The organism is Alteromonas sp. MB-3u-76 (genome assembly GCF_002831605.1).
Taxonomy (GTDB): domain Bacteria; phylum Pseudomonadota; class Gammaproteobacteria; order Enterobacterales; family Alteromonadaceae; genus Alteromonas; species Alteromonas hispanica.
Window position 1 is genome coordinate 1,706,838 of record NZ_CP025115.1, and the last position, 26,986, is coordinate 1,733,823.

A 26,986-nucleotide genomic window follows, 5' to 3' on the forward strand; every position below is an offset into this window, starting at 1 on the left:
GTATTCTTCGCGTGTTTACAATTGCAGTAAAGCGTCTGCCGCGCGGAGAGAAGAATGGTCAACCCTGACAATAACTATAACAATGAACAAAAAATCTTTAATAAAAAGGCGCCATGGATAATTCATGCCGGTGTATCCATAGTCATTCTGATTATCGCTGCATTGGTAGTAAAAGCTATGTTTGCAAGCAAGCCCGAGGCAAGAAAGTGGGGAGGGAGCCAGTCTGCGCCTACAGTAGCGGTTGATGTTATGGACCTTACTGTTGAAGATTATGAAGTGTGGATTGAATCTTATGGCACCGCTCAACCCCTTACTCAAACCGAATTAGTAGCAGACGTGTCAGGGCGTGTAGTGTCGGTTGCTCCAAATATTAGAGCTGGCGGCTCATTTAAAAAAGGTGACGTGCTTGTTAGATTGGAAGATCGCGACTTTCAAATTGAAGTTGATATCGCCAAATCTGCGGTTGCCGATGCCAACGTCGTTTATCTTCAAGAATTGGCCGAAGCCGATTTTTCTGCTCAGCAATGGAATAAACAACCATCAGGTGAAGCTGCCAAACTTCTTGCTTTACGTAAGCCGCAAGTGGCAGCTGCAGAAGCAGCGCTTCGGGCTGCTGAAGCAAGGCTGATGGGGGCAAAGTTAAATCTCGAGCGCACAGTAATTAAAGCGCCCTTTGATGGCATGGTGTTAAGTCAGTCTGTAGATGTAGGGCAGGTGGTTTCACCCTCACAAACAATAGCGTCTATTTATAGTACTGATGTTGTCGAAGTCAGGCTGCCAATTAAAACAGCCGAGTTAGAATATTTTTATTTAGGTGAAAATACTGCACCTAATGCTTCGAATCCCCGAGTTAAATTGTATGGTGATCTTGGCACCAAAACTTATCAGTGGGATGGTGAAATTGTGAGAAGTGAAGGGGCGTTTGACCCAACAACTCGAATGCTGTTTCTTGTTGCTCAAGTAGAAGCGCCTTTTGAGGCAACGCAGCAGCGACCGGCTCTTAGAGTTGGTCAGTTTTTAAGTGCCCGTGTAGAAGGTCAAAAACTTAACGACGTGTTCGTTATACCCAGACAAGCGGTATCACAAAGTAACATGGTGAGTGTGGTGGACGACGGAACGCTACGCAAGCGACCTGTAACGCCACTTTGGACAGATGATAAAAACGTAATTGTGTCGGCATCACCGCAACAAATGCCGAATAATAGTGCGAACGTTTTAACGCCTAACGATAAGCTAATACTTACCCCTACCGCTAATATTCCCGATGGTACAAAGGTAAAATCGCTAGCCGATAGTTTGCCAGAGTCATCAGCTGCTCAGAAATCGCTTCAGGCTAATAATGCTGAAAATGCGAAAAACAGCAAAGCACAGTAGGAGTTGCTGACATGATTGCATGGTTTGCTAAAAATGATGTAGCGGCAAATATCTTACTTGCCGTAATCCTTATATCGGGTCTTTATGTAGTCTCGAATCATATTCCGGTGGATTTATTTCCTGAGTTTGAGCAGCGCAGCGTACGAGTGTCTATGTCGTTACCGGGCGCATCACCACAAGAAGTTGAAGAGGGCATTACTATTCGTATTGAAGAGGCGGTTCAGGATTTAGAAGGGATCCGCGAACTCAATTCTTCAAGCAGTGAAGGCAGCGCTTCTGTCACCATTGAGGTAGAGGAAGGGTACAACGTACGAGAGTTGCTTGATGATGTAAAAATTAAAGTCGACGCAATCAATAATTTTCCTGTCGATGCCGAAAACCTACTTATTCAAGTGCCACAGTGGCGAAGAGACGCAATTGGTGTTGTGCTCTACGGTGAATATGACCCTGTAACGTTACGACGTCAAGCCGACACCGTGCGCGATGAGTTGGCAGCCCTTAGTCAAGTGTCTCAAGTTGAAGTTGGAGGTACGCTGCCGTTTGAGATTTCAATAGAAATTCAGGAGCTTGCGCTTAGAAAATACGACCTCACCCTTGAGCAGGTAGCTACGGTTATTCGCCAAAATGCTACTGATGTGTCTGCAGGTAATTTGAAGACTGAGGGCGGTGACATATTTATACGTAGTAGGGGGCAGGCCTACAATGCAAGTGAATATGCCAACATTCCCATTGTTACCACGCAAGATGGGACCATGCTAAAACTTGGTGACATTGCCAATATTGTGGATGCTTTTGAAGAGACACCACTAAAAACAAGGTTCAACGGTATGCCCGCTGTGGAAGTGGAAGTATTTCGCACCGGTGATGAAAGCATTATTGAAGTTACACAGGCAGTAAAAGACTACGTGCTGGCTAAGCAGACTCAAATGCCAGAAGGGTTAAGCTTAGATTTTTGGCGTGATAGAAGTGAGCCAATTAAAGCCCGCTTAGCCACACTTTCCACTAGTGCATGGCAAGGTGCGCTACTCGTGATTACGCTGTTAGCGCTATTTTTGCGTCCTTCAGTGGCGTTTTGGGTTTGCTTGGGTATTCCCATGAGTTTTATGGGCGCATTTCTCCTTATGCCTGTGTTCGATGTAACCCTAAACCTAATGAGTTTGTTTGCCTTTATTTTGGTACTGGGCATAGTGGTCGACGACGCTATTGTAACCGGAGAAAATGTGTATGCTCACTTAGAGCGGGGCGAGAACCCTCTGGACGCAGCTATTAAAGGTACGCAGGAAGTGGCAGTGCCTGTGACTTTTGGTATTTTAACCACCGCAGCAGCCTTTTTACCTCTAGCGTTTCAAACCGGTAGAGGAAGTTGGTACGCGGCTATTCCTCTTGTCATCATTCCCGTATTGCTGTTTTCTCTAATTGAATCGAAGTTTATTTTGCCCGCTCACCTAAAGCATGTGAAACCTCGCGGAGACAAGCCAGCGTCAAAACTTTCTCAAATCCAAAAGAAAATAGCTAAATCTCTTGAAACACTTATTGAGCGTGTGTATCAACCTTTATTGGCCCGCGCTATGAAGTGGCGCTACGCATCGTGGATGTTAATGTTTTCCACTCTCATCATCATTATTGGTTCTATTGCTAGCGGACAAACTAAGTTTGTATTCTTCCCTCGGGTGCAAAGCGAGGTGGCAACAGCTACCTTAGTGATGCCGGCAGGGACGGCGTTTGAAAGCACAGACCGCATTGTGAAATCTATCACCGGGCACGCCCAAGCGCTTCGTGAAGAGTATTTAGATGAAGACACCGGTGAGTCGGTTATTCGCAATATTTATTCAGTAAGCGGTGGACGAAACTCTACTACAGGACGAGTACAAATAGATTTAGTGCCACCTGAGAAGCGTACCGTGGATGTTTCAACCAGAGAAGTCGTTAACGAATGGCGTAAACGTGTTGGACAGATTGCTGGAGCAGAGCAGCTAAACTATCGTGCCGAAATAGGCGGCTGGGGTGGCGCCGCGGTAGATATAGAGCTTAAAGGTAGAGACACAAATGCGCTTAATGCGTTAGGAGAGAAGTTAAAGACAAAAATGGCAGAGTATGCAGCCGTCTTTGATATTGAAGATTCTTTGTCTGATGGTAAGGAAGAACTGCAGCTTGAGCTTAAGCCTGAAGCAAGATTACTTGGACTGGATTTGAACACCGTTGCCAGACAAGTAAGGCAAGCTGTGTTTGGCTTTGAAATTCAGCGCATTCAGCGCGGTAGGGAAGAAGTGCGCGTAATGGTGCGTTATCCGCTGCAGGCGCGCCAGTCTATTGAGACATTAGAGCAAATGATGATCCGCATAGGCCCAAATCAAGAAGTTCCGCTTTGGCAGGTTGCCGACGTAATTCCTGGCTTTAGCCCCGACAGCATTTTACGGGTAGACAGGCAGCGCACGCTGTCGGTTACCGCCGATTTCGATAAGAAAAATGGTGATCTTACGCTCGTTCAGTCAGAACTTAACGACTGGCTTTCACAGCAGCTAGGGCAATACCCCGGTGTTACGTTTGAAATGGCAGGGGAAGCGCGGGATCAGCAAGAGTCATCTCAAGGGCTCATTGTCGGCGGTATTGGGCTGGCAATACTCATTTATATCTTGTTAGCTATTCCGTTTAAATCTTACTCCCAGCCTTTTATCGTTATGTCTGTTATTCCATTTGGCTTGGTGGGTGCGGTAATAGGCCATTGGATTATGGGAATGGACTTAACTCTGCTTAGCTTTATGGGAATGTTGGCTCTTTCTGGTGTGGTAGTGAACGATTCTTTGGTGTTAGTTGATTATATTAATCAAAAGCGCAAAGAGGGAGAGGCAATCAAAAAAGCTGTCTATGATGCCGGCGGCCGTCGATTTAGGCCTGTGTTGTTAACATCGTTAACCACCTTTGCCGGGCTAATGCCTTTGTTGTTTGAAAAGTCGACTCAAGCACAGTTCCTAATACCGATGGCGGTAAGTCTTGGTTTTGGTATTTTGTTCGCCACATTAATAACGCTATTCATTGTTCCGCTGAACTATTTAATTCTAGAAGACATTAAGAGTTATTTCAGGCGGTATGGTAGAGATATGAAAGGGTTGTTGAAAAGAAAAAGTGCATAGCGCTATTAGTAAAATTAGAGCTTAGTTTCACTTTGATTTTTATACTCGGCAATTCTAGAAGGTGAGTGCGCCGCATTAATAAAACGCAGTCTTCAATTAAGCCGAATAAATTGCGACAAAATACATTGCGATAAAGCGGGATAAACAATGTATGGGAGCGGTAAGGTAATCATTGCCTTACCGCTTTTTTTATTTTTTATCTTCCACCGGTTATCTTTTTCAGTTCTCTTTCCATTTTTAGCTCGATTTCCATTTTTAATGACGCACCTTTACTGATAAAAAGTGATCCGCGCTTACGAAAACATGTCTTTACTGATAAGGTAAAAAAGTCGATAAGATAAAAATGACGCCCTCTGAGGTCATTCTGTAAGAACGTTAAAGTAAAGAGAAGTTTTTGATGAATATTCGAAGTAAGCTTATAACCGCATTTTTAGTCGCCGTTACGGTTCCCATCATTGTTTTGGTGGTCACCACCACGGTACAAACCTTTACACAATCTCGTAACTACTTCGTCAATAGTGCTTCTCAAGAAATAAAGCAAATCGATAATGCATTTGAGCTATTTTTTGAAGGAATGAAAGAGCACGTTCGTTATTTGGCCGATGATGAGCGTGTTAAAGCCGCTGCCAATACCCCAATCACGAATTACATCAACCGCTCTGCTGATATGACGCCGAGATCTAACGGCGCAGTTGAAAAGGCAATTTACGATTTTCACGGGCAGTTTCGAGAAAAGCATCCCAATTTACTGAATGTATATATGGGCACAGAGTCTGGCGGATTCATTCAATATCCCGCAGAGCCAATGACAAATTATGACCCGCGCAAACGGCCTTGGTATGAGCAGGCTAAGCAAGCAGGCGGTGAGGCCATTATTACTTCGCCTTATCAGGGAATATCGGGCGGCCCCATGATTTCTATTGCCACCACAATTACCGCTAATAATGGCAGTGTAATTGGCGTTCAGTCTATCGATGTCACCCTCGATACGCTGACTCGGTTGGTGAATGATGTGAAAATAGGTGAGTCGGGCTATGTCATTTTAGTGGATGAAAATGGCGTTGTGCTTGCTGATCCACGAAATAAAACCAATAACTTTAAAAATATAAGTGAATTGCAAAATCTGGCCCTTTACAAGGCGCTGAAGACTGAAAGTGATAAAACGTTTTCTGTAGATACCAAAAATGGCGAGGTGACGGTAACTAAATATCGCTCACCTAACCTGAAGTGGCAGTTTGTTGGTGTCATTGAAAGCTCTGACATTGAAGCGCCGGCTAGAAACATAGTTACCACCATGATGATTGTACTTATTGTAATGCTTGTATTATGTAGCGTGCTTGGCGTTCTGCTTGCCAATAAAATTGTTGCTCCCATTCTTCATATCAGCCGAAGCCTGAAAGGCATTGCAGACGGCAAAGGTGATTTAACCCAGCGCTTAGACGTAAAAACGCGAGATGAGATTGGTGAACTTGCTAACTATTTCAATCAGTTTATGAACTCGATTGGTGAACTTATAGGCCAAATTAAAGCGCAGGCCCAAATCTTACACAGTTCATCCCAAGACTTTAAAGCGGTTGCCCAATCGCTTAATCAAGCAAGCGAAAAGCAAGAGCAGTCTATTGAGCATACTGCAACGGCCACAAATCAAATGGCTGCAGCGGCGCAAGAAGTGGCGCGTAGTTGTGTATCCACGCAAGATGCAACTGAACAAACTGACAGTGCCAGTCAAAGTGGTCGCTCAATTATTAAGGACACCGTGGTTCAAGTAGAGCAGTTGATGACGCTGATGCGCGAAGCCTCTTCGGCAACGGAGGAACTTGAAAACGAGAGCGAAAATATTAATAAAATCTTGAATGTTATTCGAGGTATAGCAGAACAAACCAACTTACTGGCGTTAAATGCAGCCATTGAGTCGGCCCGTGCGGGAGAGCAAGGTAGAGGGTTTGCTGTGGTCGCCGATGAAGTAAGAACGCTTGCGCAGCGCTCTCACGGAGCCACAGAAGAAATTGACACCATGCTTAACAAGCTTGTAGAAAGAACGCAGTTTGTGTCTTCTAAAATGACCACCAGTCTAGAACAATCAGAGCAAGCAACTACGCAGTCAAACGAGGCAAGTGAAACCTTTGAAAAAATAGGTGCGCTGGTTCAGCAGATAATGAATCAGATTACCCAAATTGCTACTGCCGCAGAGCAGCAATATCAGGTATCTGAAGAAATTAGTAAAAACATTGTCGGCATGCAAGCATCGACATCAGACGTGAGTAAAGCGTCGCAGGGGCTATCTACTAATGCCGATAACTTGCTGTCATTATCAGACGATCTCAACGACTTAGTAGGGCAATTTAAGCTGTAGAAGTGTTTTTTAAATGGCGGGTTAATAACATAGCGAGTTCAATAAATCAGGCATAGATATGTATAAAAACAATCAATTGTTTATGCCTGTTTGCAGTATTGCACCAAACCATACTAACCGTTTACTCTAGGTTAATTATATGTAACCAATTAGTTAATCTGGAGTGCTATGAATTTTGCAGAATTTGCTGCGTCGAGAAAAAGTGTTCGCGGCTTTACAAACCAGCCAGTATCTAAATCTACTGTAGAGGCTATTATTGACGCGGCTAAGTGGGCACCATCCTCCTACAACACACAAACATGGAAAATTCATGTAGTCACTGGGGATGTGTTAGATAAAATTCGAGAGGGCAACACTGAAAACACGCTGGCGGGGAAACCTCACAAGCGAGATTTTCCATACAAAGAAGATTACCAGGGCATACATCGTCAGCGCCAAATTGATGTGGCAGTTCAGCTTTTTGATGTTATGGGGATCACTCGTGAAGACAAAGAAAAGCGCATGGAATGGATGATGCGAGGTTTCCGTCAGTTCGATGCGCCAGTGTCATTAGTATTGACTTACGATAAAGAGCTAGAGCCTGCTGGGATCACGCAGTTTGGTCTAGGCTCACTAGCCTATGGTATTGTTTTAGCTGCCTGGGACCTTGGGTTGGGTTGCGTTATTAACGGGCAAGGCATCATGCAATCTGATGTGGTTCACAAACACGCGAACATCCCAGATGACGAGGCAATAATGATTTGTATTGCGCTCGGCTACCCAGACCCTGATTTTCCTGCCAACGCAGTACGTTCAACCCGAGCAGATAACAAAGATTTCGTTACCTATCACGGCTTTGAATAACGTCCAGTTTGTTAGCCAAGACGGCCACGTTGGTTAACAGGCATGAGTTCGACAAGGCTCAATCTGCTTGTTCTTGTCTTAAAATCATGACGAACACAATGATAAGTAATAGGGCAGTCGGTGCTCCCACCAACAAAAACTGCCCCTGTCGCACGAAATACCATGCCAATGATATGAGCGAAACGATAATCGCCGCAGCAACGCCCAATTTCAGTAGTTTCATATCTATTTCGCTTTCTTAAGTGTCTAAAGTTTAAAAAGTTAACCTACAGTATAACTTTTATTAATGTTTTTTAACATTCGCACAATTCTTATTTATATTCTGATCCTAAACCCTCGTTACTGATTAATCAAAGGTACGTTAAGTAATTGTTAAAATGCTCGACGTTAACTTTAAACAAGTGATGAATGTGAGAGAAAAAATATGAAAAACTTTAGCTCCATATCAGATATGTGTAAAAACGTGGGTCGACTAGGAACCAAAACAAAACTGCTCGCAACCGGCGGTTTAATGCTTTTGACTCCAGGCATGGCTCATGCAGCGGCAAACTTGCAACCCGATGATTTTGTTGGGATTTCCTTCTGGTTAATTTCTATGGCGTTGATGGCGTCTACTGTGTTTTTCTTGTGGGAAACTCAGGGCGTAACTGCAAAATGGAAAACATCATTAACGGTATCGGCGCTGGTTACTTTCATCGCTGCCGTGCATTACTTCTACATGAGAGATGTATGGGTAGCCACGGGTGAAACACCAACCGTTTATAGGTATATAGATTGGCTATTAACTGTGCCATTACTTATGATTGAGTTTTACCTAATATTGCGTGCCATTGGCGTAGCGTCTGCAGGTATCTTCTGGCGTCTACTTATCGGTACATTGGTAATGCTAGTACCGGGTTATCTCGGTGAAGCTGGCTATATGAACCTAACAGTTGGTTTTGTTATTGGCATGCTAGGTTGGTTCTTCATCCTGTATGAAGTATTCCTAGGCGAAGCAGGTAAAGCCGCAGAAGCAAACGCTAGCGATGCAGTGAAATATGCTTACGGTGCAATGCGTTGGGTAGTAACAGTAGGTTGGGCTATTTACCCAATTGGTTACGTACTTGGTTATATGGTGGGTGCTGCAGATGCAGATACACTTAACATTGTTTACAACCTTGCTGACGTAGTGAATAAGATCGCATTTGGTCTCTTAATTTGGTATGCAGCTACTAACGAAAGTGATGCAAAACTGAAAAGCTAAGAGGATAAAGCACCAGCTTCATGAGAAGCTGGTGCTTATCGTTATATGCAGTTAAGGAGCGACTTAGCATAATAAATAACGGCCGAGGGTGTGAAAATGAACAAAAGCAAAGTAAAAAGCACCAGCAAAATTAATACGCGGATGATGGAAGCGTTAGAAAAAGCGCTGTTTTTATCCGTTTCAGAAAACACAGCAGCGTGTTATCACCTACAAAGCGGAGGCTCTCGAACTAGGGCGAAACTTTGTTTAGATGCAAGCAATGCGTTGATGCTAAATGAAAAAATGGCACTTTCTTTATCCTGTTGTGTTGAACTTCTTCACAACGCATCGTTAGTGCATGATGATTTACAAGACAACGATGCGGAGCGTCGTGGCAGGGCTTCTGTTTGGAGCCGGTTTGGAAAAGATATAGCGCTGTGTGCAGGCGATCTTATGCTCTCTAAAGCATACGGTGCACTTAGCGGTATTGATGAAATAAATAAACTTCCTGCATTACTTCGATGCGTGAGCAACAGTGTGTCGAAAACCATTGAAGGTCAGTGCAAAGACATACACCAGCAGTGTAAGTCGCTGTCCGATTTTGAGCTGATTGCAGCTGAAAAATCTGGACCTTTGCTGCAGCTCTCCTTAGCGCTGCCATTAATTGCAGCAAATTATGAAAGTGAAGTGGAGCGAGCGAGCGAAGCTATTCGACAGTTTGCCATAGCCTATCAAATAGCCGACGACATGAATGATTGGCGCGCAGATTTAGCGAACGGTCAGCTGAATATTGTTAATTTGCTAGCGCGAGAATCTGATCACAGCCAAGCTATCGAATTGTCAAAAACACGAGCGCAATACTTGTTGAAGCGCTGCGAGTTAGAGCTTAAAGAGCTTCCCGCAAATTGCGGCGCATCAGCTATTGAAGCTTGCCAGCAGCTTTTTAAGGCAGTTTGTAGGAGCCAAAATGAATAAAGCCGTAGTGATTGGTGCCGGATTCGGTGGCATTGCGTCAGCATTGCGTATGAAAGCTAAGGGGTACGATGTTACGTTAGTGGACAGGCAAAGCGAACTAGGTGGACGTGCTCGCGTTTTCCGTAGAAATGGTTTTGTTTTTGATGCCGGTCCCACTGTGATTACCGCCCCTTTCTTATTCGAAGAACTGTTTGAGCTTTTCGACAAGCGCATAGAAGACTACATCGATATCGTGCCTGTAGAGCCTTGGTATAAGTTTGCTTACCCTGACGGTGATACATTCAACTACGGCGGCACATTGGAATATACGCTGCAAGAAATAAGGCGCATCTGCCCTGAAGACGAAAATGGCTACCTCGAACTACTCAAAGAATCTGAAGCTATCTTCGACATTGGTTTTAGTCAGTTAGCAGATAAACCTTTCCATTCGCTCTCCAGCATGGTTGAGCAGATCCCCAATCTTGCCAAACTTCGTTGCTATCGAAATGTATGGCAGTTAGTTTGCGAGCACTTAAAAAGTGAAAAGCTGCGCCAAGCGTTTTCCATACAACCGCTTCTTGTTGGCGGGAACCCCTTTGATACCACCTGCATTTATAACCTTATCCACTTTCTTGAGCGAAAATGGGCCATTCATTTCGCAATGGGGGGTACGGGAGCGCTAGTACAAGCTTTAGGAAAGTTGATGGAAGAAGAGGGTATCAACATTCAACTAAATACCACCATCACGAGCATTGAGACGGAAAATAAAAAAGCGACCAAAGTGCATTGCGATTCAGGTGAAATAAGTTGCGATACACTGGTATCAAACATCGATCCGAAATACCTTTATTCTAAATTGATAAAAAAAGAAGACCAAAAATTGTCGGCCAGAATTAAGACAAAACACGCGAAACTCTCTATGGGTCTGTATGTTTTGTATTTTGGCACCACCAAAAAGTTTGAAGATATTGCCCATCACACCATCTGGCTAGGAAAGCGCTACGAATCGTTGCTTGATGATATTTTTAACAAAAAAGAGTTGGCAGATGACTTCTCGTTATATTTGCATAGACCAACAGCCACAGATCCCAGCATGGCTCCGGAGGGATGTGACAGCTTTTATGTTCTATCACCTGTTCCTAACCTTTCTGCTGGGACTCAGTGGGATGACATTCGCGAAGAATACGCCAACAAAATTATTCAAGCCCTCGAGTCGTCAATTATGCCTGGGCTAAGCGAATGTGTGGTTGAACAGTTTGATATGACGCCGCAAGAATTCTCAGAGGATTACCTTAGCGTACAAGGAGCAGGTTTCTCAATTGCTCCAACTTTAACTCAGTCTGCATGGTTTAGATTTCACAACAAAAGTGAGGGTATCGACAACCTTTACTTATGTGGCGCGGGGACTCATCCCGGAGCAGGTCTCCCCGGTGTGCTTTCCTCGGCAAAGGTAGTTGAACGACTAGTACCAGAGGTGGCAACACACCCTGTAAAGCGCAAGAGTCATTCCACACACCGTCCTTCGTTATCCACCTCGCCTGAACTGCAAAGCGAGAGTGTAAATGTCAAATAGTGAAGTAGCACTAGCAACCTTAGCCAAGCACGGGAAGTCTTTTCGTTTCGCGGGCTATTTTTTACCTGAGGACAAATTAGCTCAGGCCGCTAGGCTTTATGCGTTTTGCCGATGGATTGACGACATTGCTGATGAAAGTAGCGATAAAGCCCAAGCAAAAGTGGAACTTAATAACATTCAAAACGCATTAGAGTCGGGCACCCATATTTGCTCTAATACTTCAGACTTTTTGCTGCTACAGCAAGAGTTGGGGTTTTCCTCCACCTTGCCCATTCAGCTTATCGAAGGGGTAAAGCAAGATCTCTACACCGTAGAATTTGAAACAGAGTATGATCTCATCAGGTATGCGTACCGCGTAGCAGGGGTTGTTGGCTTAATGATGTGTCCAATTTTAGGGGCTTACGAGGAAGGCTTACCTCATGCCACTAACCTTGGCATAGCTATGCAACTCACCAATATCGCTAGAGACGTTTTTGAAGACGCAGTCATGGGACGTCGCTATATTCCCCGCCAGTGGTGCGATGTCAGTGCGCAAGAAATAGTAAAAAACAGTGAGGCGACTCAAAACAAAGTGGTAGAAGCAGTAAAACGACTGCTTACACTCAGCGAGTCGTATTATTGCAGCGGTTGGCAGGGGTTAACTTATCTACCTAAGAAAAGCCGAACCGCTATTGCGATTGCTGCATCTGTCTACCGAGAAATTGGCGTGAAATTAGCGAAGCATCATAAATATGCATATTGGCACGGCAGAACTCACGTAAAGCTTTCAAAAAAAGTGTTTATTGCATCGTCAATTTTACTCCGAGGTGGTTATCCAGATTTCGAAAGAGAAACTGTTCCTCCATTAGCTACCCTTCAGTCAGCAATCTCGGATTTACAGCCCTACAGCATTACAAATAGTATTACCGGTGATTAACCGCTGATGACTACCTATCTATGAATGCCGACCGTGTAGATATCATTATTCGTGGGGCTGGGCTAGCCGGCACATCGCTCATGCTCGCGTTGGTAGAGCAGGGGTACACGGGGAAAATCTTGGTTGTCGACAAGCTTCCAAAGCCCGACACTCAAAAGACATGGTGCTTCTGGGGAGATCAGAATTTACCAGACTCTTTGCGTGCGCTCATAGCAAAACGCTGGTTGACGTGGAGCTTCTCCAGTGACGACGAAGAATTTGAGCACAAGACATCATCTTTGGATGAGTCATACTGCTGCATAAAAGCAGAAGATTTTTATCAATATGCACTAAGCAAATTAACCAAGACTTCTAATATTGAGTGGCACTGGAACACAGACTGTGAGCAGCTAGATAGTGATGACACTGCTTATGAAGAAGGTGTAGCCATAATGCTTAACGGAAAGCGAGTGTCGGCGGATCTTGGCTTTGATAGTGCAGGGCAGTGCACTGCACCTGACGCAGCACTTAATAAAGTACCCAACAAGGCACCTAATACAAGCATAATCAATCAGTACTTCTCAGGGGCGTGGGTAACTTCAGCGTCACCAATCTTCGACTCCAATAATGCAGCACTTATGAAAAACATGGTTGCAGATAATCATTGTTTTGAGTTCACCTACATCTTGCCTTTTAACGCTCACAGCGCGCTTATAGAGTTAACTCGATTTTCAACTCGACAAGAAAGTCTCTCTGATATGCAGTCAGCATGTGAGCAAATTATTGCAGATGGAAAGTATGGTACGAATATTAGCACCGAAACTACAATCGAGCGCTGGGAGAAAGGCGTACTGCCCATGGATACGCGTATTAAGCCAGTCAAAGTGGGCAATTGGGAAAGTATAGGCGTAAAAGGTAATATGATTAGAGCTTCTTCCGGATATGCATTTATGATCATTCAGCGGTGGGCAAAATACGCGGCAGCTGTCATAGGTAATAACGCTATACATTGTGAAAATTCAGGCGCAAAAGATACGCATCGCCAGCAAATAGTCTTTACAAAAAGCGCTGTTCCCTCGCTTTATACAAAACTAGACAGTGTTTTTCTGAAAGTAATGCGTAATGATATGGCACGTGCTCCGCAATTGTTTTCAGCTATGGCTCAACATATAGAGGCGGGAGCGTTTGCACGCTTTATGTCGGAAAGCGCATCTTTCAAGGATATGTTGGCAATGATTAACGCTATGCCCAAGCGCCCATTTTTAAGAGCATTAATCACCCCTGAGCATTAAATGCAAACTCAAAAGCTTTTTAACAACTTTGCGATAGTCAGTATTTTGTTTACTGCATTGTGGTATGCCGCGCCCCAAGTATCCGAGAACACAATAGGCCTTGTAGCGCTTGTGGTTATCTTTGCTTTGGGTATGCCCCACGGTGCGCTAGACATAATCATGCTTAAAACCTTAAGCAGGGCAAGTGCGTTTAAAAGTGTTGTTTCTTGGGGGGAAGGAAAACCGGGCAGACGCTTAACGGGTTTAGTTACCGTTTACTCTCTTGTTGTTGTAGCTGCTTTTTCTGCTTGGGTAATAATGCCAACGTTGTGCCTTGTCACCTTTCTTATTATTGGTGCCGCGCACTTTAGGCATGATTGGCAGCAAACATTTACTATACCTTCATGGTGTTTTGGTCTCATTGTTGTCACTGCGCCATCCTTACTCTACTCATCGCAACTAGAAGGTGTTTTTGGTTGGCTATTTGTGCCTGCTAGGCACTCTGTCGTTATTGTATTGATGATGCAAGTTGTCACGTTCATTTGTGCAGTGGCAGTTTCCTACTATTGGCTAAAGGGAAAGGTAGAAACGCGGAAAGTGGGAAATATGATGATGCTACTAGCCTGTGCTAGCTTAGTGCCGCCGCTCATTTACTTCACTATTTATTTTTGCGTTATTCACTCGGTGTATCACACTGTTTTAATCAAAAATAAGATGGATATGCGGTGGCGAGAGTTGTTAGCTGTCACGTTGCTTCCAATGGTGGGAACGCTGGTTCTATATGCTTTTGCGCACATTTACCTATCTGACTTAAATGGTTTAGCCAACTACTACCCACTTATTTTTATTGGTTTATTCGCCGTTACCGTACCCCATGTGATGCTGACTTATTTTTGTGAGCGTTTTTTGAGCAATGTGTCGGGCAATGCGACTCACTCAATATCGTCCTAGGCGCTAATTAATAGGCGCTGAGCATTGAGCGCTACGCATTGCTCGGGGCTTTGACATTTCTAGCTGCAATAAATTTCTCTAGCAGTTCGGCAAACCAAGCAGTGTAGCGTTGTGGAGAATGTGTTAATTCAGCCTGTATATCGCTTTCGTTTACCCATCTAGTGGCGCAAACCTCATCAGGGTTAGGTGCTAGAGGCAAGGTATCATTATCGCAGTATTGAACAAAAATATGGTCGTACTCGTGCTCTGTCAGGCCGTTATCGAGTTCAGCTTTATACGTCATCGCCCCAATGTACTCAGGGTTAGACAAATGCGTAACGCCTAATTCTTCAAAGGCTCTGCGTTTAACCGCACTATCAAGGTTTTCTCCCTCACGAGGGTGAGAGCAACAGGCATTGCTCCACTTGCCGCCACTGTGATATTTATCCGTGGCCCTTTGTTGAAGTAAATGTTCAAAGCCGTTTTCGGTTTTCCTGACAACCATAAGCGAAAACGCAAGGTGTAATAAGCCATGACGATGAGCCTGGAGCTTTTCGCAGGTACCCACCTTATTTCCCGTCGAATTTACTAATATTACTGATTCACTCATTTTAACTGCTCACGCTTTTATTATTGTTACGTAATACAGTCGTAATGGTTTCACTTTGTCATGTTTATTAAGGCGCGTAATCACTCTTGAGGTTTTTTATGCGTAAAGGCAGGGTTTAAGAACTTTCTTCTACCAGCGAATTCATTATGTTGCAGGGCTCTCATCAAATGTCAAATGCAGGTCGTTTGCTTGCTTTTCTACTTTTAACAGCTCATTGAATTGAGACTCCGGTATGGGCTTAGACCACAGATAACCTTGCCCAATATCACATCCAAGCTCGATTAATTTTGTCTTTGCAGCATCGCCTTCCACGCCCTCTGCAACAACTTTCATATCAAGGCTCTTTGCCATGTTAATAATAGCCGATACCAACATTTCGTGTTTTTCGTCGATGCCAAGGGTAGTAATAAAAATTTTGTCTATCTTCAACTTTCCAGCGTTAAAAGAACGCAAATAATTTAAGTTGGAATATCCCGTGCCAAAATCATCAATAGCAAACTGCACACCTAAACTTTTCAATTGTTCGAGTTGCGTAGATATATTGCCCTGCTCATCGGCTAATATAGTTTCAGTGAGTTCTAGTTCGAGGAAGTTTGCAGCCAATCCGGTTTTCTTTAGAACGGATTCGACAATACCGGGCAGTGAATTATCGCGGAACTGAGAAAAAGACAGGTTTACCGCCACCGTTAATTTGTCATTCCCGATGCTGTGCTGATGAGCACAGAAGCGACAGGCTTCCTCTAGCACAAAAGCGCCAAGTTTATTAATTAAACCACTACTTTCCGCTACAGGAATAAACTGATCGGGAAAAATCATGCCTCCATCTTCCTGGGGCCATCTGACTAGGGCCTCCATACTGCAAATAGTGTCACTGTGAAGGTCAATAAGGGGTTGATAATACACCTCAAGTTTATTGTTAAGTATGGCGGGCCTTAACTTTTGCAGTAAGGAAAATACTCTGTCACTGTGTTCATCAAGTTTACTATTGTAGTATTCAAATCGGTTGCGGCCTTTGCGTTTTGCCTCGTACATAGCGACGTCCGCTTTGCGACATAACTGTTTAAAGGTTAGGCCGTCGTCTGGAGCGCAAGCTATACCTATCGAAGCCGACACCACAACTCTAGCGTCATTAATACTATATTCTGTCGAACATAATCGAATGATTTGCTTGCTAAGCGTATCTACCTCTTTCTTATCGCTCATGTTGGGGGCAAGAATAATAAACTCGTCGCCGCCAAAACGTATGAGACACTGGCCTTTTTGAAGGTTTTGATCAATGGTTTGCGATATTTTTTTCAAAAAATCATCACCGGCGGCATGACCTAATGCATCGTTAATTGGTTTGAAATTATCTAGGTCGATAAACAACATGGCGAGCTTATTTGGCGATGCTTGATGCTCGTTGAGCATTGACACTAATAGTCGCTCTCCTAACACGCGGTTCGGCAAATTAGTAAGAGGGTCGTGTAGGGCTAAATGTTGAATTTGCTGTTTACTTTCCTCGGTCTTCGCGTTTTCAATTTCTAGTGACTCAATAAGTTTGCGAATATCTTGCACTAAAACATATACGCTAAAGCCGGTAACAGAGAAAATAATAAATATAAAACTGACGTGAGACCATGTGAGAACCGGCGTATTGGGCTCGACTATTCCCCCTAACTCAAGCCATGCTAAAACAAAGCATTGTATTGATACCAATGAAAGCACCGATAAAAATAGACGTTTGTTACCGAGCATCGCAGAAAAAATGATAACTACGGGTAACCCGAGCATTGCTAAATCGAATACACCTGCACCCGTTGCACAAAGGGCGAATAGTATTGAAGAAACAGTACCAAGAAAAAGATAATTGCAGGTGCTGCTATACCGATAAAGCGCCATTAACGAGATGGTTAGTAAAGCGATAAATCCAATTAACATAATATAGAATGCTGAGTTGCGCGCAAAAAACAACGCAGCAAATAGCCCTGAGCTTGCTGCAAAGCAGATCTGGATAAGACGACGACGTCTTATCTCAGTTTCAGCAACATTCGATGCCAATTTATTTCGAGAAGCCTTTCCTTGGTGCATTAAGGTGTCTTTTCTTAATTCATAGTAATAAATTTAATCGTAAATGAAGAAAAAGCAAGAGGGGCGTGAGGTTTTAGCGACGCTCAGAGATTTCACCACGTGTAAGGGGAGACTCAAAAGTTTAAAGTGCGAATTATAAAAAAGCTCGCTGATAATCCAATTTACAGAATATCAGCGAGCAGGCTTTCTGCTTGCAGGCTTATAGTTCGCAGGCTTAAGCCGTAGACTCAAGCTGGCAGAGCAACATTAAGCTGCTAGTGTGAGTATTTGTCTTGCCTTTGTTAAATCGATATCGCCGTGTTCACCAAGAGCCGTTAGTCCATTGCGCTCAAGGTTTTCTACCAAACCGTCAATAGCAGATTTATCGATGTCGTAGTCAGATAGTCGAGTTTTAACCTGCATGGTTTCAAAGAAGTCTTGAACTGCCTTTATGGTTAAATCGATAGCCTTGGTTTCATCTTGCTCGGTGATGTTAAATACACGCTCACCTAACTGCAGCAGCTTTTCTTTTTTGCTATCGCGCTGAACGTACATAAGCGAAGGCAATACGATTGCCAATGTCACGGCGTGATCTAAACCATGAAGTGCCGTAAGCTCGTGGCCAATCATGTGAGTTCCCCAATCTTGAGGTACGCCCTTACCTATTAAACCATTGAGCGCCATGGTTGCCGACCACATCACATTAGCTCTTACGTCATAATCTGTTGGAGTTGCCAAAGACTTAGGACCTTCCTCTACTAACGTTTGCAGTATACCTTCAGCAAAACGGTCTTGTAGGGGAGCGTTAACAGGGTATGTAAGGTATTGCTCTATTACGTGTACAAACGCATCTACTACACCATTAGACACCTGACGGGGTGGTAATGAGTAAGTGAATTCTGGATCCAGTACAGCAAATACTGGCTGTACTGTCTCTGAAGAAAATGCGCGCTTTTGCGATGTTTCTTTGCGATTCACAACAGAATTACCGTTACTTTCCGAACCTGTTGCGGGTAATGTAAGCACTGCTCCTATGGGTAACGGGTTTTCAAACGGCGCCTCTTTAATAAGAATATCCCAAGGATCACCGGCAAAGTTAACTGCTGCTGCAATGAACTTTGCGCCATCAATAACGCTACCGCCACCCACTGCTAATATAAAATTCACCTGGTTGTCTCTGGCAACATCGACAGCTTTCATTAAAGTAGAAAACTCTGGGTTGGGCTCTACGCCTTTAAACTCAACAACCTCTGCATCTCCAAGAGCGTCAATGGTTTTATCGTAAATACCGTTTTTCTTAATTGAGCCTCCACCATATAAGAAAAGCACCTTAGCGTTTTTAGGTAAACGAGACGAAACTTCGCTAAGTTGTCCTTTTCCGAAAAGAATTTCAGTTTGGTTTTTAAACGTAAAATTAAGCATATGTATCAATCGTCCTATTAGTCTTGTTCATCTAGTTGTTCAATAAGTTTCTCTGCAAGCAATTTGTCAGAGAAAGGGTTTTGGCCTGTAATCAGTTCCCTATCTACCACTACGTTCGGCGTCCACATTTTACTGTATTTCATATCGCCGCCGGCCGTAGCCATTGCGTCTGACGGATAATATAAAAGCTTGGCGTTTTCTAATGAACTTTCAAAAACTTCCTCTTCAGCCTCTGAAAATATCGTCATTTTATAATCTGCATAAATCCAGTTGTTGGCGTCGGCCGAGCCTTGAGTTTTCATTGCTGTGTTGTATGCCTGTGGCTCATCTTGCGCAGATAAAAGTGCGATTGGTCCATGACATATTGCCGCTGTAGGTTTTTCAGAGGCATGAAAATGCTTCAATATTTGCCCAACTTCAGGGTTGTTAGCTAAATCAATGAGTGGAGCATGCCCCCCCGGTATGAAAACCCCTTTATAGTCTTCAAGGCCAGCGTCTATAACTTCTGAAAGGGAAAGGGTGTCGTTGATACCGTCAAGGGAAGCGACAAAGTTTTCTATTGTCTGCATGTAGGCTTCGTCTTGACCAAAGTATTGAGGTACCACAGATTTTTTATCTACCGACGGCGCATTGCCTTTTGGCGTAGCAAGTACTAGGTGATATCCCGCCTCTACTAAGGCTTTTGCCGGTACACCGAATTCATTTAAATAATATCCCGTAGGCTCTGTTTTTCCATTGGTGAGCTGCATCGTATCTTCGCTAGACAGCAGTACGAGTACGTTACCTTTTTCGTCTGTGTGCGCATTTTCACCATGGGCAAAAGCATTTAACGATGTTAATGCAGCGGGCACGAGTAATAGTATTGGTAATGTCTTTTTCACAGAAAATCCTTCAATGTGTTAACTTGCAAACATAGTAAAGCTATTTGATAAGTGTAAGAAGTCAGATAACTTAGTGTCAGCCATCAAAAATCTGATAGGTCGGTTATGTCATACCTCACCCAGTTGAAAACATTTGTTGAAGTTTATCGCAGTGGTAACATCACCAGAGCAGCATCAAGGCTGCATATGTCACAACCTGCAGTCACGTCGCACATTCAAGCTATGGAATCTATTGTTGGCAAAGAGCTATTTGTTCGTAAAGCTCGAGGTGTTGAGCCAACACCTATTGCCGATGATTTAGCGCTTCAAGTGGCAAGTCATATAGATATTTTAGAGCAAAAAGTAGCTTCTATCCGCAGTCGAGCTTCTACAGACCATGGTACGCTACATCTAGCTGGACCTGCTGAATATCTTAGTTCGGTAGCAGGGCCCACTCTTGCCAACCTGCTTCAAGCAGATAGGGTAAACCTGGTTATTCACACTGGAAACAAAACCGATATCTACGGTCTGCTTGAAACCGATGTGGCAGAACTTGCTATTACAGCCTCAGAACCTACATCTCAAATGTATGAATATCAAAAACTCGATAAAGAAAAGCTTATTTTGGTCATGAATAGAGTACAGGGAAAATTGATTGGTGAGCGGGAGGTTACCGTTTCGCTATTAAATTCCCATAAGGTGGTAGCCTACGATGAGCAGCTTCCTCTTATTCGACGATATTTTGCCGATGTTTTTAATGCCAAATGCGAATCGGCAGTGGCGGCGATTTGCCCGGATATCCGCGCAATCGCGTCAATTGTTAAGTCAGGTATTGGTTATTCGGTGTTGCCAGACTACCTATGCAAGGAAGGTATTCAGCAGGGGGAGCTTATTCAATTGGGCGCAGATGGACCTGAAAATGACCTATATTTGGTGTGGAAAAAAGGGGCATTATCAAACCCAAGGGTCGATTTCGCAAAGGACGTTATTATGGCCTTTGCTAATATCAACTATTATGCGGATTATCCTAACTAACCGAAAAGGTAAAAAATATCGTGTGCAGTGTATTAGCAGTAAACGCTATTTGTTTGCTATTTAATACACTGCGCATTTTTTGTTGAGGAATGACTGAAAAAGTATCGAGAAAGCTCTACCTATGAGGCCACATACATCAACTAGAAGGTGCCTACAACTTTAACTGTCTCATTGACTTTGCTTTCATCAACAAATCCAATGGTATTAGGGTTATTAGCGACAAGTGTCAACATTTCTTCTTCGCTTGCTATCATCTCAGGGGGCGTTCCGCGGCCCGTGAAAACGAGTTTTGACCAAAATGCAGAGTATTGAGATTCAGATTTACCAAGGACATCTTTGTTGAATGTATCTCTCAGTCCGTTGCCTTGTTCAAATGTCAGTGGTATCGCTCTGCTGCCGTCTGGAAATGCCTTTGCCTTACCTAGATAGATTCGCTTTACCATTTCCAGATCAATACCGGATGTATTGCTGCTATTGATGATAATTGCTGTGCCCGCAAATACAGGTGCTGATAAAAATAAACACAGCGCAATAATAAACTTCATTGAAATTACCTTAAAATAATTGTGGTCAGGCCCAACTAAGTATAGACCCAAAATATAAAAGGCCCAGCATTGGTTAGACGGTGCTAAAAGATTAAACTCTCATTATTGTAACTGAGAACAAAGGCTGAGCACGATTGTACAATGGTAGCAATTTTCCTTTTTTATTCCTGCTCTTGCCAACAGCGAGGTGTTAATGGCTAAGCCACGTAAAAAGGGGCCACAAAAAACGGTTCAAATTTACTGCGCAAAATGCAAAGAACAACTTTATAAATATAAAAAAGGCGGAAAGGGAGCGTTAGTAAAATGTTTTAAAGAAAGGATTGTAGAGGACTACACAATGAGCGAGGGAATTTGTCCTAACTGCAATCAACAGTTTGCTCGAGATGCACTTATTCGCGGCGCGCCAGCACTTAAGATGATTGGGGGCAAAGTAAATATGAAGTAAATGTTAAAAAAATTTGCTCTATTGAAAAACTTACCTAAATTTAAGTATATGGATAAAACCAACAAAGGATGTTGCCCTCTTAGAAAGCCCCAATAAGTGAGAAAAACATGTCGATACAGCGGAAATTTTTGCTAGCCATTTGTTCTGTTATTGCGTTATTGGCATTATTGATCGCCATCATTACTGTAGTCACCACGTCCTCCAGCGTGTTGAAACAAATAGAGTCGCAAAAACAAAGTACTGCAGACAGGCTCGTGAATATACTCACCGTTACCGACGCAATTGTTTTAGAAAAAGTGAAAAGCAGTATGTCTTTACTCAAGCAGCGGGGAGCTGAAATTGGAGCCCCCAGTCACGGCGGAACAGTAACGGTAAACAATACTGCTGCGCAGCAATTGTTCTTGGGCTCTCAAGCACAAGCGAACAATTTCTCATTGGTTGATGGCCTTACAGAAGTAATGGGAGGGACGGCCACATTATTTAGTAAAACCGGAGACGACTACATTCGCGTTAGCACCAATGTGATTAAAAACGGTGCAAGAGCTATAGGTACCAAACTCGCCCCTACCGGAAAAGCCATAAAACAAATAGAGCAACAGAAAGCCTATTATGGTGCTGTCGACATTCTCGGAAGCCCTTATCTTACCGGCTATGAGCCTATGTTTAATGCACAAGGTCGCGTTATTGGAATATGGTATGTAGGGTATTCTGCAGATTTAAACGTGTTAGAAGATGCAATAAAAAAGAGCCACTTACTGGAAGAGGGGTTCGTTGCGCTTAGAGACGGTAAAGGCAATATTCGCATGCATTCTTCTCATGTGAATGAGAAGACGGTGCAGGCCGCTTTAAATAATAGTGACGACTGGTCTACGACTATAGTGCCTTTTGATGCATGGGGTTACGACATTATACTTGTTGCATCAGAAAGTGAAAAATCATCGCTAATTAGTGCTGCTGTTTTTGCAGTCATCCTCAAAGTAATTGTTGCCAGCGCAGGCGTGCTTGTCACTATTTGGCTGCTAGTAAAATACATCGTCGGCCGTCCGCTAGAAGAATTTATTGCCGTGGTAACAAATTTAACCTCTGGAGAAGGTGACCTCACGTTTAGGTTTGAAGGAAAGCGCAGCGATGAATTTGGCGCTATGGCACGGGCGTTTAACCAATTGCTTGGTCAGCTGCAGGAGACATTACAAAACGTAGATGCCGCCACAGGGGGAATGCTAACAAAGTCTGAGCGGCTAAACTCAACTGCGGAACGTTCAAGTGAGTCTGTATCCTTGCTTTCAGAAGAAACCGATAAAATAGACTATGCTATTACGCTTCTTCAAGAGAACACCGACAGCGTTTCCTCACGGATCCTGAGCTCAAGCGACGCTGCCAATGCCGCAGATAAGGACACCAGAACCAGTGTCAGTGTGCTGGCGCAAACTATCGAAGATATACAGGCTCAGGCCAACGATGTAGACGCCTCGGTGAAGGTTATCAATGAACTCGCGCAGGCAAGCGAAGAAATTAGCGGCGTGATGGAAGTGATAAGAAATATTGCTGAGCAAACTAATCTGTTGGCTCTAAACGCTGCTATTGAAGCCGCCAGAGCTGGGGAGCAGGGGCGTGGCTTTGCTGTAGTTGCCGATGAGGTTCGGTCCCTAGCAAGTAGAACCCAGTCATCTACCGAAGAAATAAGAATAATGATTGAACGCTTACAGCAAGGAAGTAGAGAAGCTGCGTCGAAGATGAACCATAACAAAGACACGGCATTTAAGACCCTGGAGGTGACAAAACATGCAGGTACATCTCTTGAGCAGGCCTTAGGTGCAGTTGCAAGAATAACGCAGTTGAATAACGAAGCGTCTGAGACTGCACAAGGTCAGAAGCAAGTAGCTATGAATGTAATACAAGGTGTAGACAGTATTAAAGCGGTGGGCGAAGCAAACAGTAATTATGCAGAGGAAGTTGCAATAAGCTGTAATGAACTGGTAGAGCAAATTAGGCAAATGCAGGCTCAGCTTCGTCGCTATCGTTTTTAAAAATCTCCCCCCCCCCAAAAAAAAATACCGGCATATTTGAAACCTGCCGTAACAATTTGCATCGTTACTTTTGCATACTGCGCATTGCGATAGACGCAATGCGCCTTTATCCTACTCAATAAATAAATTGTTGCACCACATCATCGTGTTGCTCTACGCATGGAATAATAAAAATGAAACGAATGACTGCGCTCTTAAACGGCGCTGCACTGGTACTTATTTTCAATCTGTTTGCGCTGAACGCTTTATTAAGCAATACAGCCCTAGCAGCAGACGTGGAATATCGTTTGCCCTCTTCGGTAACGCCTACTTTTCAAAGTATTCACCTAGATATAGACCCCGATAAGCCTAATTATTCAGGCACCACAGACATAGAGGTAACGGTGAATACGCCTACAAAAAGAGTAGGGTTTTACCAACACGACTTGTCCATAATATCTGCGGCTTTAATAAAAGGAGATGAAGTTCTTTCCCTTGATGTTACGCAAAGCGATTTTGATATTAATTGGGGAGCAGCAGAGACGCTTATTGAACCTGGTAAGTATACGCTGCAAATTACCTTTGAAGGTAAGGTAAATACCTCATCAGACGGCATGTACCTATCGCGTTTTGAGGATAGCAATTACATATTTACCCAATTTGAGGATATGCACGCAAGAAAGGCATTTCCCAGTTTCGATGAGCCAATATTTAAAATTCCTTATCAAATGACAATCAGTGCTCCGGCACATCAAGTGGTGGTATCGAACACGCCAGTTGAAACAGAAACCGTTAGCGATGGTGTAAAAACGGTTACCTTTGAAAAAACCAAACCTATGCCAACTTACCTTATTGCCTACACCGTAGGGCCGTTCGACAGCACTGAAATGGAAGGGTTATCTGTACCAGGGCGTATTTATGTCCCTAAAGGTTACGATGATAAAACCAAATTTGTGATAAAGCACACGCCTGAAATCTTAGCGTCCTTAGAAGATTTCTTTGGCATAAAGTATCCGTATAAAAAATTGGATTTCGTTGCCGTACCCAACTTTACTCATGGTGCAATGGAAAACGTAGGTTTGATAACCTACCGCGATAGCTTACTGCTTCTCGCTGATAACCCAAGCGTTACTGAGCGCTCTGCACCGTTAAATGTTATTGCTCATGAGCTTGCTCATCAGTGGTTTGGCAATTTAGTTACAATGGCGTGGTGGGACGATCTTTGGCTTAACGAAGCTTTTGCTTCTTGGGCTGCAAGTCATACCATGAAAGAGCTTTACCCAGAGCTTAACTACGCGGATAGGCTAGTACAAGAAGGCGCCTTTGGTGCAGACGCTAGCCCTACTGTTAAGCCGGTGAAGAAAGTGGTGAAGCGTCAACCTGACGTAATGGATGGTCTTGGTCTTAACTATTCAAAAGGTGAATCTATTCTGCAAATGATTGAGTCGCTTATTGGAACAGAAAACTTCCGTAAAGGCGTTCGCAATTACATGAAAACCCATTCATGGGGCAATACCGTCGCCGACGACCTTTGGCGTGCACTAGATGGCGTTTCAGATTTCAACTTAAGTGCAATGATGAAAGCCTATCTAGAGCAACCAGGCTATCCTGTCATTCACATTACTGATGGCGGAAAAGTGACTCAGTCCCGTTTTCACTATGCAGGGGCATCGGTTGAAGAACAAACTTGGGCTATTCCCCTTAAACTGACTTATCAAGTGAACAATGAGATTAAAAGTGAAATTGTTTTCATTGATAAAACAACGACTGTGCTGCCGCAATTAGCCGAGGCAGACTGGGTGTATCCGAACGACAACGCTACAGGTTATTTTCGTTGGTCAGTACCTCAAAAGCAGCTAGATAACTTGCTTGCCAACATTGATGCGCTCAATAAGCGCGAGAAGAAAAACGTGCTGTATAACTACCAAGCTCTGTTAAATGCCGATGAGGTAGGGGTTGATAGCGTAATGAAAGTGCTGAATACGTTGAGCGGTGATGACGACCCGGCGGTGACGATAGCTGCTGTTGGGGTACTGCAAGAGTTCGATTATTTGGTCAATGATAACAACGATGAGGCTTATGCGGCCCTGTTAAATAAAACGTACATGCCGTTATTAGATGCTTTAACCCTAAATCAACAAGATACCGACTCTTCAGATGTAATGCGTCTTCGCAATCAGCTTTATGGATTACTAGGTATGTATGCTGATAGCGAGATGCTTGTTAAGAAAAGCGAGAAACTGGCTAAGCAATACATTGCGGATACTACAAGCGTTCCATCTGGGATAGCGGCGACGGCTATCGCTATTGCCACAAAAAATAGCGCAAAAGAAAATAGTGAAAAATGGTTTGCTGACCTGTTAGGCGCATTTAAAAAGGCGCAGTTGCCTAACGTAAAACGAACGCTACTTTATTCCATGCGTTTTGATGATAAAGAGCTGGTTTTTAAAATGTTAGATTTAGCGCTAACCGATAATGTAACGCCAGCTAATGCTCTATACATGGTTACACGAGTGGCCAGAAACCTAGACGATCACACCTTGCTTTATCAATGGCTTAATGAAAATAAAGAGGCTTTGTTGAAAAAAATGCCTGACTATCATGTTTCTAGTATGCCCGAGTACGTGTCATCGACATGCTCAGTTGAAAACTTGAACATGGCGAATGCGTTTTACGCTGATATTATGAGCAAGCATGAAGGTATGTCACGTGGCGTAGAGATTATGCAAGATGAATCTCAGCAGTGCCTTCGCTTAAAAGACGCTTTCCAACAAGATTTCGATAATTTCTTGGCAAGCTACCAAAGCTGAGATTCTGAGGGTACTTGAGCGCAGGCTAAGACATTAACTAGCGTTAAAATGCTAAGAAAACTCAAACCAAGTATTAAGCACCTTTTTAGGTGCTTTTTTGTTTGCCCAGCGAAGCTGGCAAACCCGTCAGGTTGAAAGAAACCTGAATCACCCTGACTGAGGGGAAGATAATCCGAATGGCAAGGGCGTTGTTGGCCAACGGCAGGGTCTGAAGGAAGCCATAGGAAGTTAGAGGTACACAACGCAAGTGAACCTGATTCGGCAAGACAGGAGGGTAAGCGTGCAAAATAGCGCGAAGCCCGATACTCAGTCAGTCCTGTTTTGTGTTTGAGGGTGGAATTTCTAACAGGGAGCCAGTGCAGTAACTGGGGAAGCCTGGCATTAGATCCAATCAAATGGTTGGACGTATCGTTCAAGGAGTGATCCAAGAATGTTGCGAGTGTGAGGTGGCAGATGAACCCGTAGTAGTGAGTAAGGCTAGGCCGATGAAAGCCAGTAATGGTGTGGAGGGTAAAACCAAGCCGACTATCAGCATTGTGTTTGATAGGATCTATTTTAGCCAAAAGCTTAAATGGATTGCGAAGGGGGGAAGCAGACTTTAAGACTCTGATGAGTTGTGAGTTTTTTTATCATTGATACACAAGCCGCCAGATCAGCG

Annotated in this window: 22 protein-coding genes; 15 read left to right on the top strand and 7 right to left on the bottom strand. The window is 43.7% G+C overall.

The annotated features are described in order from the left end of the window. The first annotated feature begins 54 nt into the window (after nt 1–54). The 4 genes from CW735_RS07650 (at nt 55) to CW735_RS07665 (ending at nt 7,701) form a co-directional block, all read left to right on the top strand. The gene (locus CW735_RS07650) at nt 55–1,374 is read left to right on the top strand and encodes an efflux RND transporter periplasmic adaptor subunit (RefSeq protein ID WP_100971551.1); all 1,320 of its coding nucleotides are present in this window, start codon (nt 55–57) and stop codon (nt 1,372–1,374) included. An 11-nt stretch (nt 1,375–1,385) separates the two neighbouring features. Then, nucleotides 1,386–4,505: an efflux RND transporter permease subunit gene (locus tag CW735_RS07655; protein ID WP_100971553.1), complete on the top strand. Its 3,120-nt coding sequence runs from the start codon at nt 1,386–1,388 to the stop codon at nt 4,503–4,505. Between the two features lie 397 nt (nt 4,506–4,902). After that, nucleotides 4,903–6,858: a methyl-accepting chemotaxis protein gene (locus tag CW735_RS07660; protein ID WP_100971555.1), complete on the top strand. Its 1,956-nt coding sequence runs from the start codon at nt 4,903–4,905 to the stop codon at nt 6,856–6,858. 168 nt (nt 6,859–7,026) lie between these two features. Beyond that, nucleotides 7,027–7,701 (top strand): nitroreductase, encoded by a 675-nt coding sequence (locus CW735_RS07665; RefSeq protein WP_100971557.1) that lies wholly within the window; start codon nt 7,027–7,029, stop codon nt 7,699–7,701. A gap of 58 nt (nt 7,702–7,759) precedes the next feature. On the opposite strand, the gene CW735_RS19540 is transcribed toward CW735_RS07665, so the two are convergent. Further along, nucleotides 7,760–7,924 (bottom strand): hypothetical protein, encoded by a 165-nt coding sequence (locus CW735_RS19540; RefSeq protein WP_157812661.1) that lies wholly within the window; start codon nt 7,922–7,924, stop codon nt 7,760–7,762. Between the two features lie 201 nt (nt 7,925–8,125). Between CW735_RS19540 and CW735_RS07670 the strand changes: the two genes are divergently transcribed. From CW735_RS07670 to CW735_RS07695, 6 genes are all read left to right on the top strand, one after another. Further along, nucleotides 8,126–8,944 (top strand): bacteriorhodopsin-like, encoded by an 819-nt coding sequence (locus tag CW735_RS07670; protein WP_100971559.1) that lies wholly within the window; start codon nt 8,126–8,128, stop codon nt 8,942–8,944. 96 nt (nt 8,945–9,040) lie between these two features. Further along, a complete protein-coding gene (locus CW735_RS07675) occupies nt 9,041–9,898 on the top strand; it encodes a polyprenyl synthetase family protein (RefSeq protein WP_157812662.1) in 858 nt (285 codons plus the stop codon). Beyond that, nucleotides 9,891–11,450 (top strand): phytoene desaturase family protein, encoded by a 1,560-nt coding sequence (crtI, locus tag CW735_RS07680; protein ID WP_100971563.1) that lies wholly within the window; start codon nt 9,891–9,893, stop codon nt 11,448–11,450. The genes CW735_RS07675 and crtI overlap by 8 nt, the downstream gene beginning before the upstream one ends. Next, nucleotides 11,440–12,366, top strand: a complete 927-nt coding sequence (locus CW735_RS07685; protein ID WP_100971565.1) for a phytoene/squalene synthase family protein — start codon at nt 11,440–11,442, stop codon at nt 12,364–12,366. Before crtI ends, CW735_RS07685 begins: the two co-directional genes overlap by 11 nt. 20 nt (nt 12,367–12,386) lie before the next feature. Next, entirely contained in the window at nt 12,387–13,637 is a 1,251-nt protein-coding gene (locus CW735_RS07690; RefSeq protein WP_100971567.1) for a lycopene cyclase family protein, read from the top strand. Next, complete coding sequence (locus CW735_RS07695; protein WP_100971570.1) at nt 13,638–14,567, top strand: Brp/Blh family beta-carotene 15,15'-dioxygenase; 930 nt, start codon at nt 13,638–13,640, stop codon at nt 14,565–14,567. A gap of 31 nt (nt 14,568–14,598) precedes the next feature. Here CW735_RS07695 and idi read toward each other — a convergent pair whose 3' ends face one another. The 4 genes from idi to CW735_RS07715 form a co-directional block, all read right to left on the bottom strand. Continuing rightward, on the bottom strand, nt 14,599–15,156 hold the full coding sequence (gene idi / locus CW735_RS07700; RefSeq protein WP_100971572.1) for an isopentenyl-diphosphate Delta-isomerase: 558 nt from the start codon (nt 15,154–15,156) through the stop codon (nt 14,599–14,601). Between the two features lie 144 nt (nt 15,157–15,300). After that, complete coding sequence (locus CW735_RS07705) at nt 15,301–17,226, bottom strand: putative bifunctional diguanylate cyclase/phosphodiesterase (RefSeq protein ID WP_100971579.1); 1,926 nt, start codon at nt 17,224–17,226, stop codon at nt 15,301–15,303. Nucleotides 17,227–17,472: 246 nt separating this feature from the next. Continuing rightward, complete coding sequence (locus tag CW735_RS07710) at nt 17,473–18,627, bottom strand: iron-containing alcohol dehydrogenase (RefSeq protein WP_100971581.1); 1,155 nt, start codon at nt 18,625–18,627, stop codon at nt 17,473–17,475. Between the two features lie 17 nt (nt 18,628–18,644). Beyond that, on the bottom strand, nt 18,645–19,508 hold the full coding sequence (locus CW735_RS07715) for a type 1 glutamine amidotransferase domain-containing protein (protein ID WP_232368389.1): 864 nt from the start codon (nt 19,506–19,508) through the stop codon (nt 18,645–18,647). A 105-nt stretch (nt 19,509–19,613) separates the two neighbouring features. On the opposite strand from CW735_RS07715, the gene CW735_RS07720 reads away from it, so the two are divergent. Then, nucleotides 19,614–20,522 carry a LysR family transcriptional regulator gene (locus CW735_RS07720; protein ID WP_100971583.1) on the top strand — a complete coding sequence of 303 codons (909 nt, stop codon included), beginning with the start codon at nt 19,614–19,616 and terminating at the stop codon, nt 20,520–20,522. A 140-nt stretch (nt 20,523–20,662) separates the two neighbouring features. Here the strand turns inward: CW735_RS07720 and CW735_RS07725 are convergent, their stop codons facing one another. Further along, entirely contained in the window at nt 20,663–21,067 is a 405-nt protein-coding gene (locus CW735_RS07725) for a phosphate ABC transporter substrate-binding protein (RefSeq protein WP_100971585.1), read from the bottom strand. Nucleotides 21,068–21,260: 193 nt separating this feature from the next. Here CW735_RS07725 and CW735_RS07730 point away from each other — a divergent pair, with 193 nt between their 5' ends. The 3 genes from CW735_RS07730 (at nt 21,261) to CW735_RS07740 (ending at nt 26,328) form a co-directional block, all read left to right on the top strand. After that, nucleotides 21,261–21,512, top strand: coding sequence for a hypothetical protein (locus CW735_RS07730; protein WP_100971587.1), 252 nt, complete (start codon nt 21,261–21,263; stop codon nt 21,510–21,512). A gap of 107 nt (nt 21,513–21,619) precedes the next feature. After that, nucleotides 21,620–23,539 (top strand): methyl-accepting chemotaxis protein, encoded by a 1,920-nt coding sequence (locus CW735_RS07735; protein ID WP_100971589.1) that lies wholly within the window; start codon nt 21,620–21,622, stop codon nt 23,537–23,539. Nucleotides 23,540–23,721: 182 nt separating this feature from the next. Then, the gene (locus CW735_RS07740; RefSeq protein ID WP_442857506.1) at nt 23,722–26,328 is read left to right on the top strand and encodes a M1 family metallopeptidase; all 2,607 of its coding nucleotides are present in this window, start codon (nt 23,722–23,724) and stop codon (nt 26,326–26,328) included. Here CW735_RS07740 and CW735_RS19545 read toward each other — a convergent pair. Continuing rightward, the gene (locus CW735_RS19545) at nt 26,316–26,723 is read right to left on the bottom strand and encodes a hypothetical protein (protein ID WP_157812663.1); all 408 of its coding nucleotides are present in this window, start codon (nt 26,721–26,723) and stop codon (nt 26,316–26,318) included. The genes CW735_RS07740 and CW735_RS19545 overlap by 13 nt on opposite strands. Here CW735_RS19545 and CW735_RS07750 point away from each other — a divergent pair, their 5' ends adjacent. Beyond that, nucleotides 26,724–26,930 carry a hypothetical protein gene (locus tag CW735_RS07750; RefSeq protein ID WP_015068459.1) on the top strand — a complete coding sequence of 69 codons (207 nt, stop codon included), beginning with the start codon at nt 26,724–26,726 and terminating at the stop codon, nt 26,928–26,930. It abuts the gene before it with no gap. Nucleotides 26,931–26,986: the final 56 nt, after the last annotated feature.